Source organism: Micromonospora sp. LZ37 (assembly GCF_059359015.1).
On sequence record NZ_JCADBL010000021.1, the window covers coordinates 16,808 to 29,281 of the forward strand.

General features: G+C 75.0%; 10 protein-coding genes. 2 read left to right on the forward strand and 8 right to left on the reverse strand.

Features of this window, described 5'->3' with window-relative positions:
• Positions 1–106 precede the first annotated feature (106 nt).
• The 4 genes from AC5L3Z_RS29080 to AC5L3Z_RS29095 all read right to left on the reverse strand — a co-directional run bounded on the left by AC5L3Z_RS29080 (position 107) and on the right by AC5L3Z_RS29095 (position 4,152).
• Positions 107–550: an HNH endonuclease gene (locus AC5L3Z_RS29080; RefSeq protein ID WP_494846509.1), complete on the reverse strand. Its 444-nt coding sequence runs from the start codon at positions 548–550 to the stop codon at positions 107–109.
• Between the two features lie 223 nt (positions 551–773).
• Complete coding sequence (locus tag AC5L3Z_RS29085; RefSeq protein WP_494846511.1) at positions 774–1,949, reverse strand: hypothetical protein; 1,176 nt, start codon at positions 1,947–1,949, stop codon at positions 774–776.
• Positions 1,950–2,064: 115 nt separating this feature from the next.
• Entirely contained in the window at positions 2,065–3,591 is a 1,527-nt protein-coding gene (locus AC5L3Z_RS29090) for an FAD-dependent oxidoreductase (RefSeq protein WP_494846513.1), read from the reverse strand.
• Between the two features lie 81 nt (positions 3,592–3,672).
• The gene (locus tag AC5L3Z_RS29095) at positions 3,673–4,152 is read right to left on the reverse strand and encodes an MSMEG_6728 family protein (protein WP_494846515.1); all 480 of its coding nucleotides are present in this window, start codon (positions 4,150–4,152) and stop codon (positions 3,673–3,675) included.
• Between the two features lie 87 nt (positions 4,153–4,239).
• On the opposite strand from AC5L3Z_RS29095, the gene AC5L3Z_RS29100 reads away from it, so the two are divergent.
• Positions 4,240–6,111, forward strand: a complete 1,872-nt coding sequence (locus tag AC5L3Z_RS29100) for a potassium channel family protein (protein ID WP_494846517.1) — start codon at positions 4,240–4,242, stop codon at positions 6,109–6,111.
• A 39-nt stretch (positions 6,112–6,150) separates the two neighbouring features.
• Here the strand turns inward: AC5L3Z_RS29100 and AC5L3Z_RS29105 are convergent, their stop codons facing one another.
• Together AC5L3Z_RS29105 and AC5L3Z_RS29110 are read right to left on the reverse strand one after the other, a co-directional pair.
• Positions 6,151–7,395, reverse strand: a complete 1,245-nt coding sequence (locus AC5L3Z_RS29105; protein WP_494846519.1) for an APC family permease — start codon at positions 7,393–7,395, stop codon at positions 6,151–6,153.
• An 11-nt stretch (positions 7,396–7,406) separates the two neighbouring features.
• Complete coding sequence (locus AC5L3Z_RS29110) at positions 7,407–8,174, reverse strand: phosphatase PAP2 family protein (protein WP_494846521.1); 768 nt, start codon at positions 8,172–8,174, stop codon at positions 7,407–7,409.
• A gap of 110 nt (positions 8,175–8,284) precedes the next feature.
• Between AC5L3Z_RS29110 and AC5L3Z_RS29115 the strand changes: the two genes are divergently transcribed.
• Positions 8,285–9,496, forward strand: a complete 1,212-nt coding sequence (locus AC5L3Z_RS29115; RefSeq protein WP_494846523.1) for a DUF4032 domain-containing protein — start codon at positions 8,285–8,287, stop codon at positions 9,494–9,496.
• Positions 9,497–10,414: 918 nt separating this feature from the next.
• On the opposite strand, the gene nagA is transcribed toward AC5L3Z_RS29115, so the two are convergent.
• Positions 10,415–11,524 carry an N-acetylglucosamine-6-phosphate deacetylase gene (nagA, locus tag AC5L3Z_RS29120; protein WP_494846525.1) on the reverse strand — a complete coding sequence of 370 codons (1,110 nt, stop codon included), beginning with the start codon at positions 11,522–11,524 and terminating at the stop codon, positions 10,415–10,417.
• 2 nt (positions 11,525–11,526) lie between these two features.
• Positions 11,527–12,453 (reverse strand): ROK family protein, encoded by a 927-nt coding sequence (locus tag AC5L3Z_RS29125; RefSeq protein ID WP_494846567.1) that lies wholly within the window; start codon positions 12,451–12,453, stop codon positions 11,527–11,529.
• Positions 12,454–12,474: the final 21 nt, after the last annotated feature.

The following is a 12,474-nucleotide window of genomic DNA, read 5'->3' on the forward strand; positions in this document are numbered from 1 at the left end:
CGGCACCGAGGCGGGCGCCGAGGCGGCATCGGGACCGGGGCCGGCGGGCGCCGCGCCGGAGGCGTACACCTCCGACGCGGCCCCCTGTGCCCGCCGGCCGGCCCGATCACCGCCCGGCGAACGCGGCCCAGCTCGGCGTGACCGGCTCGCGGCGCAGCGGCATGCCCGCCTCTGCCGGCGTCCGGTCGCCCTTGCGCTGGTTGCAGGCGTAGCAGGCGGCGGTCGTGTTCCTCCAGGTGTTCCGGCCGCCGCGCGAGCGGGGCAGGATGTGGTCGATGGTGCTGCCCGGGCCGCCGCAGTAGGCGCAGCGGTGCCCGTCGCGGCGCAGCACGCCGGCCCGGGACCAGGCCGGTCCGGCGCTGAACCGCCAGCGGGTGACCACGTACCGGACGAGCCGGACGACCCTCGGCATCGGGAAGACGCCGATCACCTGGTCCGGCTCGGCCTCGTGGATCTCGGCGACCCGGCGGCACAGCATCCGGATCGCGTGCTGGACGGTGACCCGGTGCAGCGGGCCGAGGTCGGCGTTGATGACGAGGACGGCGTCCACCGGGCTCTCCCTTCACGATCGGCGGTGGACCGGCCCGGACAGCGAGAAGCCGCCCGGTCCGGTGCGGGACGGGCGGCTGGAACGCGTGCGGACACGCGTCAGTCGGGCACCCCGTCCCGGGGACCTTCGGCTCGGCGACCGTCCGACGGCAGCGTCGACCACGCGCACGTGACGTGCGACAACGGCATGACTGACTCCCGGCGGGCTGGTTGACCTTGCGCGATCACGGTAGGTCCACCCCGGAGAGAGGGGCAACGTATTTCGATTCGCCCTCGGCCCGGTCCGGGCGCCGCTGCCGCCCGGCGGGGCCGGCCGCCTGCGCGGCGGCCAGCGGCCTGTTGATCCGTACCGCCATCTGCGTGGTCAGCTCGCTGTCCAGCAGCGGCCGGTTGATCTCGGCGGCGACGGAGAGGGTCGGTCCGGAGACCGAGCGCCAGATGGCGGTCAGCCCGGCGCCCAGGCCGAGCAGGGCGACGGCCGCCCGGGTGGTGGGTGAGCCGGCCGCCGCGGCGGCGCTGAGCCCGACGACCGCGCCGAGCACCACCAGCAGGGGTACGAGCACCGGCCAGAAGATTCCCCGGGCGGCCTGGACCACCAGTCGCCGGTCCCGGATGATCAGGTTTCGGGCGACGATCGCCCAGTTCTCCTCGTCGAGCAGGTCCCGCGGGTGCAGCCCGCCGGTGAGCACCCCGCGCCACAGCTCTCCCTGGTTGCGCAACTGGCGGGACAGCTCGGCCGGGTCGGCGCCCCCGGCCCGGTTGACCGCCGTCGCCCACGCCGCCAGGGAGCGCCGCACCACCGCCGCCGAGTACGGGGGCAGCACGCTGGCCAGCTCGTCCAGCCAGCGGCTGATCTGCACGTGCCGACCGCCGAAGCGCCGGGTCAGCTCGTCGGCGTCGGCCTCCCGTACGGTGTCGGCCAGCGATCGGCCCAGCCGGTACGCCAACCCCACCCGATGGTTGGTGGCCGTCGCCCAGCCCAGCACGTCGACGTTCAACTCGTCCAGGGCGAGCAGCAGCCCGGTCACCTCGACGGGACGGTCACCCTCGCCGAGGCGGGCGCGGGCGGTCGCGGTGGCGGGACCGGGTCGGTCGGTGCTGGTCAGCTGGGCGATCTGATCGAGGGCCACCTCCACCGCGTCGAGGTACATCCGCATCCGCTGCCGGCCCGGCATCTCCGTCAGGTTGGACAGCTTCGCGGGAGGGGTGACCGGGCGGTCGTCCCGAACGGTCAGGTCGACGGTCCGCGCCCGGTGGTACGCGTCCGCCATCCACCAGCCCAGCCGCAGGGCGATGACGATGCACGCCCGCTCGTCGCGGAGCAGCCCGTACGCGTCGTCGCGCCCGTCCTCGGCGCGGTCCGGTGCGGCGTCCACACCGGACCGGTGCAGTGGCGACACCCTCCTGACCTCCCGTGCCGGCTGCTCGCCGGCGTCGATCGACGTCAGTCGAGCGTAGAGCGGTCAGGCGGACAAAAGGGGCGATTCGCCAAAGACCGCGCCCTGGAGGGATCCCTCAGCGGCGGGCGAGCAGGCCGCGCGGGCGGATGGACCGGACCGGCTCGGCAGCCGCCCCCGCGGCGCGCAGGATGTGGTTGGCGGCCAGGATGCCGGTCGCCGCCGACCGCTCCATCAACGCGCTCGGGAACTCCGTCCGGATCCCGTCCCCGGCCAGGTAGAGCCCGTCGGCGTCGGTGCGTACCCCCGGCCGGCCGGCGTGGCTGCCCGGGGTGAACGCCGGGGCCTGCGCCTCCACCCGGGCGCGCAGCTCGCGGACCCGCAGCCCGGCCGCCTCCGGCCAGAGCGTGGTCAGCTCGACCCGCATCCGCTCGGCCAGTTCCTCGGCGGGCACGCCCTCGTCACAGGCGTACGCGTGCAGCTCCACCACCGAGCCGCCGGTCCGCTCGGCCCACCGGCGGGAGGAGTTCTCCAGCCGGTGGTAGAGGGTCACCGAGTCCAGGGTGGGTTGCCGGGACACCCCGCTGAACACCGCCCGGTCGGCGCGCACGTCCCCGTCCATCCAGTACCGCGCCACCGCGTACGGCGGACCGGCCTGGCCGAACGCGGGCATCCGCGCCACCAGCCGGGGCGCCGCCCCGCGCAGGCCGGGGGAGGCCGCGACCAGCGCGGCGAGCGCCGGTGGGTCGACCGCCAGCACGACGTGGCCGGCGGCGTACCCGGTGCCGTCGGCGGTGGTCACCCGCCAACCGTCCGGGCCTCGGTCCAGCCGGGTCGCGGCGGCGCCGGTGAGCACGCGGCCGCCGTGCTTCTCCACGTGCCGGGTCAGCGGCTGCCAGATCGCCGTGGCGTAGTCCTCGTCCGGGCAGTCGAAGGCCAGCCCCTCCGGGTTGCCCAGCAGGTAGAAGTGGAACTGGGCGATCATCTCGGCGGCGGACATCTCCGCCTCGTGGTTGAAGAACGAGTGGGAGAAGACCTCGAAGAGCATCGCCCGGGCCCGGTCCGGCAGCCGCAGCGAGGTGAGCAGCTCGTCGGCGGTGGCGCTGTCGAACTCGGCGTACGTGCGCTCCGGGTCGTAGGTGAGCAGCGGCAGCGCGGCGTCCCGGTCCATCCCGCGCAGGTCGGCCAGGCGCAGGCTGGGGCTGCGCAGCAGCAGGGCGAGCAGGTTCAGCGGCGGGGCCGGCGGCAGCTTGCCGAACTCCTCCGTCGGCCACCGCCCGCTCAGGATCGGGTAGCCGGGGATCGGCTTGAGGAAGCCCAGCCCCGGGTCGACCCGGCGCAGGATCGACCGCCAGTTGTAGTACTGCCGGAAGAACGCGTGGAAGCCGTGCTCGTTGAACTGCGGGCCGTCGGCGAGCGCCTCCGGCCAGGCGCCCAGCCGGCCACCCAACGTCGGGGCGGCCTCCAGCACGGTCACGTCGACCCCGCGCTCGGCCAGCACCACCGCCGCCGACATGCCGGCGATCCCGCCACCCACCACCACCGCCGTGACCGGGCGCGGCACGCGGGGGGCGCCGCCACCGCCCGGGTCCACCACGTGCTCGCGTACGCCGATGAGCCGACCCAGCAGTTGCGACAGCGCCATGTGCACCTTCCCGCCCGAGGGAGTCCCAGTCTGCCTGAGATGTGACCGGAAGGCGTCGACGCCGAGGGCGGCAGCCCTCCCTCAGGGCAGGCAGCGGCGGGGACGGTCGGAGGGGGGCCAGACGTACTCGAGGTCGGGTGGGACGTCGCCGAACCGGGGGCCGTAGTGGTCGGGATCCTTGCGCAGCAGCGAGGAGCGGTGGCTCAGGTGCAGGTCCTCCCGGCCCAGCCAGGGCGGCAGCTCGCCGGCCTCCGCCAGCTCCCGCTGCGTCCGGATCCGCTCGATCCCGCAGGCCGCGGCGAGGTCGGTGCTCATGGTCGCCGCGCAGGTGTCCGCCCGGCCCGGCTCGGACCAGACCGCGCACATGTCCAGCCCGTACCGGGTGAGCGCCTCCTCGTAGCCGGCCCACATCTTGACCGCCGGATGGTTGCGCCAGCCGTAGTTCGGCCGGGTCAGGCCGCGCAGCACCTGGATCGTCTCCACCCGCTGCTTGCCCAGCCGTCGCTGGTCGAGCGCGCGGGCGCTGGCCAGAAAGTCCGGGTACGGGAGGAACGTCTGCATGCCGGTGCTCTACCCGTCGTCGGCCCCGCCATGCCTCCCATGATCGCCGGGCTGCGCGCGGCGCGACCGGCTGACTACCATCCGGTCATGGCCGAACCCCTGCGCGATCGTGCCCGGCGCGCGACCGGCTGGCGGCTGCGGATGAACGGCGACCCTCGTGCGCACTACGTGATCTGCGGCAACGACCCGCTCGCCTACTGGGTGGTGCGGGCGCTGCTCGCCACCGAGCTGCCGCAGGGGCGGGTCCGGATCACCCTGGTCGTGCCGGAACGCCGCCGCTCCGACGGGCCGGACGGGCGCGACCTCGACGGTGTCCAGGTGGTCCGGGCCGACCGGCTGGACGAGGCGACGTTCCGCCGGGCCGGGTTGGCCGGCGCGGACGGCCTCGCGCTGCTGCACCAGGACGACGTCGGCAACATGCACGCGGCGCTCTGCGCGCAGGAGGTCGAGCCCCGGCTGCGGCTGGTGGTACGGATGTTCAACACCAGCCTCGCCAACGGCCTGCGGCAGCTCTTCCCGGACTCGGCGGTGCTCTCGGACGCCTCGATGGCCGCCCCGGCGTTCGTCGCCGCCGCGCTCGGCGAGGTCGCCCCGACCCACTTCCGGCACGGCGGCCGCACCCTGTACGTGGCCCGGCGGGAGGACGTACGCCCCGGTGACGTCGTCAGCGGCCTGGCCGTCACCACGGACCCGGAGCTGGTCCGGGTGCTGCCGGCCGACGAGGCGGCGGCCGACGTGGTGCTCGCCGAGGCGACCGGGCAGCCGCCCGGGACGGAGCTGGCGGCCCGCCGCCTGGTCCGGGCGCGGCGCCGCCGGCAGCCGGTCGCGGTGCTGCTGCGGGCGGTCCGCAGCTTCGCCACCCGCAAGATCGGCATCGCGGTGCTCGCGCTGTTGGCGGTGATCGCCGTGCTCGGCTGGCTGAACGGCCGCGCGGCCGAGGTCAGCTGGGCCGAGGCGCTCTACCTGACCCTGGTCACCACGCTCAGCGGCCAGGATCCCGACGTCACCAAGCCGGCCGCCGCGCAGGTCATGCAGGTGGTGCTCAACCTGGCCGGGCTGGCGCTGATCCCGCTGATCACCGCCGTGGTGGTCGACGGGATCGTCAACGCCCGGCTGGCCCTGCACACCGGCCGGATCCAGCCCGACCGGACCGGGCACGTCGTGGTGGTGGGGCTGGGCAACATCGGCACCCGGGTGATGGCGCAGCTGCGGGACTTCGGCGTCGAGGTGGTGGCGATCGACCGCACCGGGGAGGCGCGCGGCGCGGCGCTGGCCCGGCGGCTCGGGGTGCCGCTGATCGTCGGGGACGCCGCCCGGGAGGAGACGCTGCGTTCCGCCTCGGTGGAGAGCTGCCAGGCGCTGGTGGTGGTCTCCACCGACGACGGGGTCAACCTGCGGGCCGCGTTGAACGCCCGGGCGCTCAACGAGGAGGTGCGGGTGGTGCTGCGGCTCTTCGACGGGGACTTCGCCGAGCGGATCCAGAAGGCGTTCGGCATCGGCATCTCGCGCAGCGTGTCGTACCTGGCCGCACCGGCGTTCGCCGCCGCGCTGCTGGACCGGGCGGTGATCGCCACCATCCCGGTCGACCGGCACGCCCTGCTGGTGGTGGAGGTGCCGGTGGTGGCCGGAGCCCCGCTGGACGGCCGCCCGCTCGCCGCGGTGGCCCGCCCCGGCGAGGTCCGGCTGCTCGGGCACGCCCGGGCCGGGCAGAAGGTCGACTGGTCGGCCGACCCCCGCATGGTGATCACCGCGGGGGACCGGCTGACCGTGGTGGCCCGGCGGGCCGGGTTGAGCGCCCTGCTGCGGGAGACCGCCCCACCGGCGCCCCCGTCCCCGGCGGCAGCGCCCGGCGGCCCCTCGCCGGCAGCGCCCGGCGGCCCCTCGCCGGCAGCGCCCGGTGGCCCTCCGGCGGCAGCGCCCGGTGGCCCTCCGGCGCAGCGGACCGCCGACGAGGAGTGACGTCCCGGGCGCTGCCCACGCGACCGGTTCCGCCGGAGGTCACCGGGCGGGGCGGGCGTGGCGCAGGGCGTACCAGGCGGCGCCGAGGGCGAGCACGGCGAGACCGGTGAGCACGCTGGCCGGCGGCAGGTTCACCGCGAGCAGCAGGCAGCCGGCCAGCCCCAGCCCGGCGAGGAGCCGGACGGGCAGCTTGCGCGCCGGGTCACGGCCCAGCGTCAGCGCCGCCGCGTTGGTGATGGCGTAGTAGACCAGCACCGTGCAGCTGGAGAAGCCGATCGCCCCGCGCACGTCCCCGAGCGCGACCACCACGATCACCACGGCGGCCACCGCCAGCTCGGCGCGGTGCGGCACCCGGTGCGCGGGGTGCACGGCGTCCAACGCCCCCGGCACGTCCCGCTGGCGCGCCATCGCCAGCAGGGTCCGGCCGATCCCGGCGAGCAGGGAGAGCAGCACACCGGTCACCGCCACGGTCGCGCCGGCCCGGACCACCCAGGCCAGGCCGGGCAGCCCGGCGGCGGTCACCACGTCGGCCAGGGGCGCGGCGGAGGCGGCCAGCCGGTCGGCCCCGAGCACGCCGACGGTGACCACACCGAGCACCAGGTAGACGGCGAGCACCACGCCCAGGGCGAGCGGCACCGCGCGGGGGATGGTCCGCTCCGGGTCGCGTACCTCCTCACCGAGGGTGGCGATCCGGGCATACCCGGCGAAGGCGAAGAAGAGCAGCCCGGCGGCGGTGAGCACCCCGCGGACGGTCCCGTCGCCGCTGCCCAGCCGGTCGAGGGAGACCTCGCCGGCGGCGATCCCGGTCACCGCCACCAGGGCGAGCACGGCCAGCACCACCACGACCAGCACCCTCGTCGCGGTGGCGGTCCGGGCGATGCCGCGCAGGTTCACCGCGGTCACCGCGAGCACCGCGCCGACCGCGACCGGCCGGGCCTGACCCGGCCACAGGTACGCCCCGATGGTCAGGGCCATCGCCGCGCAGCTCGCCGTCTTGCCGACCACGAATCCCCAACCGGCCAGGAAGCCGGCGAACGGGCCGAGCCGCTCCCGCCCGTAGACGTACGTCCCGCCGGACTCGGGGTGGCGGGCGGCGAGCCGCGCCGAGCTGGTCGCGTTGCATAAGGCGACGAAGCCGGCCAGGGCCAGCGCCACCAGCAGCCCGGCACCCCCGGCCGCCGCCGCGGCCGGGGCGAAGACCACGAAGACGCCCGCACCGAGCATCGATCCCAGCCCGATGACCACCGCATCGGGTACGCCCAACCGCCGCGCCAGCCGCTCCACGCGCGCAGACCCTAGGGGTACGAGATGAACGGCCGGTCGAACTCCCGCAACCTGCCCGGCAACGGCACGTCGTCCCACGGCACCCGGTGCAGCACCCGGTCCAGCAGCAGCCCGAGCAGCAGCCCGGCGACCGAGTCGGTCAGCCAGTGCCAGCCCAGGTAGGTGGTGGTGCAGAGCACCACCACCGGCGGTACCACCCGGACCACGGTGACCACCCGGCGCGGCATCTGCCGGCCGAAGCTGCGCAGCAGCGGCGCGAGCAGCAGGGCGATGACGCCGTACCAGACGATCGCGTTGGCTACGTGCCCCGACGGGTACGACTGCGCGAACCGCACCGGCAGCTCGTCCTGAAACAGCGGCAGGGTCTGTGCGGGCGGCAGGAAGGGCTCCTTGGTGCTGGCGCTGGGCGCCGGCCGGGCCGTCCACACCTTGAGCGGGCCGATGGTCAGATAGGTGAGCGCGAACGCGACCACGGGGGGCAGCACCGGGCGGACCGACCGGAGCCGGACGGCCAGCAGGACGCCGAGCCCCGCGGCGATCAGCGTCAGCGGTGTGCCCTGCCCCAGGTAGTTGAGGATCACCGCCGTCCACCGGGCGGCGCTGGGCCGGTGCGCGTCGGCCCAGTCGGCCACCGCGCGGTCGATGTCGAAGAGCTGGTCGGCGGTCAACGCGACGGTCAGCCCGACCAGGGCCGCCAGCAGCAGCAGATCGAACCACCAGCCGGCCGGGCGGACCGGTCGGAGCCGCGCTCTGCGCCGTATCGTCGTGGTTTCCCGCACCCGACCACGCTACCGGCCACGGTCGATGGCGGACCGGGACGGGCCGGGGTGCCTGTGGGCCCAACCACGTAGAGCGGCGCTGCGCCGGGGGAGCGGTCACACTTGTCCCCGTGCGGATCACCTCGGCCCTCGTCGACCCGGCGCTGCTAGACCTTCCCTGGTCGACCCCGCTGGAGCAGTGGCCTGCCGAGCACCTGGTGGCGCTGCCGCAGGGCATCTCCCGGCACATCGTCCGGTTCGTCCGGCTCGGTGACTACGTGTACGCGTTCAAGGAGACCCGCGAGCGGATCGCCGAGCGGGAGTACGACCTGCTCCGGGCCCTGGAACGGATCGACTTCCCGTCGGTCGAGGCGGTGGCGGTGGTCGCCGACCGGCAGACCGAGGGCGGGGAACCCCTCGAATCGGTGCTGATCACCCGGCACCTCCAGTTCTCGCTGCCCTACCGGGCGCTCTTCTCGCACACCCTGCGCCCGGAGACGATGAGCCGGCTGCTCGACGCGCTCGCCGCTCTGATCGTCCGGATGCACCTGACCGGCTTCTTCTGGGGCGACTGCTCGCTGTCGAACACGTTGTTCCGCCGGGACGCCGGGGCGTTCGCCGCCTACCTGGTCGACGCCGAGACCGGTGCCCTGCACAGCTCCCTCTCCAACGGCCAGCGCGGCGAGGACCTGGAGATCGCCCGGGTGAACATCTTCGGTGAGGCGCTGGACCTCCAGGCGGCCGGGCTGCTGCACGAGTCGATCGACCCCGAGGTGGTCTGCGAGGAGGTCGTGCAGCGCTACGAGCGGCTCTGGCACGAGATCACCTACGAGCAGCAGGTCGAGCGGGAGGCCCGGCACGACATCGAGGGGCGGATCCGCCGCCTCAACGAGCTGGGCTTCGACGTCGCCGAGGTGGCCCTCTCCACGGTCGACAACGGGCGCTACCTGGTCCGGCCGAAGGTCGTCGACGCCGGCTACCACACCCGCCGGCTGCTCCGGCTGACCGGCCTCGACGCCGAGGAGAACCAGGCCCGCCGGCTCCTCAACGACCTGGACGCGTACCGGGTGGAGAGCGACCTGACCGACGAGCAGCAGGCCGCCCACCGCTGGCTGACCGAGGTCTTCGAGCCGGTGGTCCGGGCGGTGCCGGCCCACCTGCGGCGCAAGCTGGAGCCGCAGGAGCTGTTCGCCCAGATAATCGAGCACAAGTGGCTGCTCTCCGAGCAGGCCGGCCGGGACGTCGGCATGGGACCGGCGGTGCAGTCGTTCCTGGCCGACGTGCTGGTGCACCGCCCCGACGAGCAGGCCGTCCTCGGCGTCGAGGTCCCCAACGCCGGCTGACACCCAGCTCAACCGCCCTTCCCGGCCGCCCCGCCGGCTCTGCCTTCCCGCCTTTCTCCGGTGGCTGAGGGCTTCGCGTTTCCCGACTGCTCCGCCCCCCGGCGCCTCCGGCTTTCCGGGGCCGGGACGCCTTCGGGTACGTCTTCGTCACTTGCCCCGGCGCCCCGGCTTCCCGGCGCCCCGGCTTCCCGGCGCCCCGGCTTCCCGGCGCCCCGGCTTCCCGGCGTGCCTTCCCGGCTTGCGCCTGCGACCCGACCTGGGCAGTGATGTGCGTCCTTTAGAGCTGATGACGCAAACGAATCACGTCAAGGCCGAGATGCAGGAGCCGGAGTTGGCGGTCCGCCGGCCCGCGTTTCCTGTCGGCATCAGGTCGAATGCCGAGCCGGGCAGGCGAACGCCGAGGGCGTCCGCGCCCTGATTAGCTCAACGGGCCAAGATCGTCGTGTCAGCTGCCCGAAGCTGCGCGGAGCGCGGAGCAAAGCTGCCGGAGCGCAGCTGATCAACCTTGAGTCGTTTGCGTCATCAGCTCTAAAGGACGCGAAGGAGTGGTGCGACCCCCCAGAGCCAGAGCGGCGAGAGCGGAGAGCGCGAGAACCGGGAGGCTGGGAGCGCCAGAGCGCGCGGGGAACGTGGGCCGAGAGCGCCAAGCCCCGGGGGTGCTGAACGAGCCAGCGAGTCAGCGAGCCAGGTGCAAAGGGCGACCCCGGGAGCCCGGGGAGCCCGGGGAGCCCCGGGAGCCCCGAGAGCCACGGGAGCCCGAAGGCCACGGGAGCCCGAAGGCCATGGGAGCCGAAAGCCACGGGAGGTCGGAAGCCATGGGAGCCGAAAGCCACGGGAGGTCGGAAGCCCTGGTAGCTCCGGGAGCCCTGGGTCCGCGAGTCGGCGTCGCGGGGGCCGACAGCGGGGTTCCGGACCCGATCAGTCCAGCCAGGTGCCGCCGCGCATCACCCGGACCACGTTCAGCTCGTCGTCGAGCACGACCAGGTCCGCCCGGAGGCCGACCTGGAGCGCCCCCACCCGGTCGCCCAGGCCGATGGCCCGGGCCGGGGTGGTCGCCACCATGCGGACCGCGTCGGCGATCGGGATGCCGGCGTCCACCGCGTGGCGCAGCGCGGCGTCCATGGTGAGGGTGCTGCCGGCGATCGCGCCGTCGGAGGCCAGCCGGGCCACCCCGTCGGTCACGGTGACGGCCTGACCGCCCAGCTCGTACTCGCCGTCGGGCATGCCGGCGGCGGCCATCGCGTCGGTGATCAGCGCGGCCCGCTCCGGGCCGGCGACCGAGGTCGCGAAGTTGAGCATCCCGTCGTGCAGGTGCACGCCGTCGGCGACGAGCTCGCAGACCACGTTCGGGGCACCCAGCAGGGCCACCACCGGGCCGGGCTCACGGTGGTGCACCGGGCGCATCCCGTTGAACAGGTGGGTGCCGACGCTCGCGCCCGCCGCCACGGCGGCGCGGGTCTGGTCGTACGTGGCGTCGGTGTGCCCGACCGCGGCGACCACCCCGTGCGAGGTGAGCAGCTTGATCGCGTCCAGCGCGCCGTCCCGCTCCGGGGCCAGCGTCACCATCCGCACCGCGCCCCCACCCAGCTCGATCAGCTCGGCCAGCTCGTCGCTGGACGGGTCGCGGAGGAACTCCGGGTTCTGCGCGCCGCAGCGGGCCGCCGACAGGTACGGCCCCTCGAAGTGGATGCCGGCCAGCACCCCCTCGCGCCGCAGCGGCGCGTACGCGGAGGTGGCCGCCCGCATCAGCTCGAACGGCGAGCTGACCAGACTGGCCAGCAGGGTGGTGGTGCCGTGCCGCAGGTGGAACGCGGCGGCCTCGCGAGCCTGGCCGGCGTCGCCGGTGGTGAAGGTGTGCCCACCGCCGCCGTGGGTGTGCATGTCCACGAAGCCGGGCACGATCCAGTGGCCGTCCCGCTTCGCCGGGTACTCGGCGACCGCGTTGATCCGCTCGCCGTCCAGCTCCACGCACCCCTGCCGGATCACGCCGGTCGGGGTCACCACCTTGCCGGTCACCCGAAGGGCCATCACTACTCCAGACTGTCGAGGGCGAGCAGGGCGGCGCCGAGGCTACCTGCCTCGTCGCCCAGGGCCGCCGCGACCAGCCGCGGCTCCCGGTGGAAAGTCATCCGCTCGCGCAGTGCCGCGCGCAGGGGATCGAGCAGCTGCCCGCCGGCCCGAGCCAGGCCACCGCCGATCACGATCGTCTGGACGTCGAAGAGCGCCTGGCCGGTGGCGAGCCCGTCGGCGAGCGCCTCGACGGCCTCCCGCCACACCCGGCCGGCCAGCTCCTCACCGGCCGCGGCCCGTGCGGCCACGTCCGCCGCGGTCACCAGCCCGACCGCCAGCCCGACCGCCGGCCTGGCGCCGTCGCCCTCGGCAGCGGCCGGGGACGCCTCGGCCAGTTCCGCGTAGCGGCGGGCGATGGCGGAGGCCGACGAGACGGCCTCCAGGCAGCCGGGACGGCCGCAGCCGCAGCGCGGTCCGCCGGGGCGTACCAGGATGTGGCCGATCTCCCCGGCGGCGCCGTGCGCGCCGGCGGCGGCCGACCCCGCGACGACGTGCGCGGCGGCGATGCCGGTGCCGATCGCGACGAAGAGGACGTGCGCGGTGCCGCGTCCGGCACCGAGCCGGGCCTCGGCGAGACCGCCCACGCGCACGTCGTGGCCGAGCGCCGCCGGCAGCCCGAGCCGCGCGGCCGCCAGGTCCCGCAGGGGTACGTCCCGGAAGCCCACGTTCGCCGACCAGACCGCCGTGCCGGTGGCCTCGTCGACCACGCCCGGTACGGCGATGCCGCAGGCCACCGGGGTGAGCCCGTCGGCGCGGGCCTTGTCGGCCAGCCCCTCGGCGATGTCGAGGACGGTGTCGACCACGGCCGCCGGCCCGCGGGCGGCGCCGGTGGGGTGGCGTTCGGTGTGCACGACCTCGCCGCTCGGCCGGACCAGGGCGCACTTCATCCCGGTGCCGCCCACGTCGAG

Excerpts from the sequence above, each read along its gene's own strand:
- AC5L3Z_RS29090 (WP_494846513.1), bottom strand. The coding sequence starts at position 3,591 with ATGGCGCTGTCGCAACTGCTGGGTCGGCTCATCGGCGTACGCGAGCAC.
- AC5L3Z_RS29095 (WP_494846515.1), bottom strand. The coding sequence starts at position 4,152 with ATGCAGACGTTCCTCCCGTACCCGGACTTTCTGGCCAGCGCCCGCGCG.
- AC5L3Z_RS29100 (WP_494846517.1), top strand. The coding sequence starts at position 4,240 with ATGGCCGAACCCCTGCGCGATCGTGCCCGGCGCGCGACCGGCTGGCGG.
- nagA (WP_494846525.1), bottom strand. The coding sequence starts at position 11,524 with ATGGCCCTTCGGGTGACCGGCAAGGTGGTGACCCCGACCGGCGTGATC.
- AC5L3Z_RS29125 (WP_494846567.1), bottom strand. The coding sequence starts at position 12,453 with ATGAAGTGCGCCCTGGTCCGGCCGAGCGGCGAGGTCGTGCACACCGAA.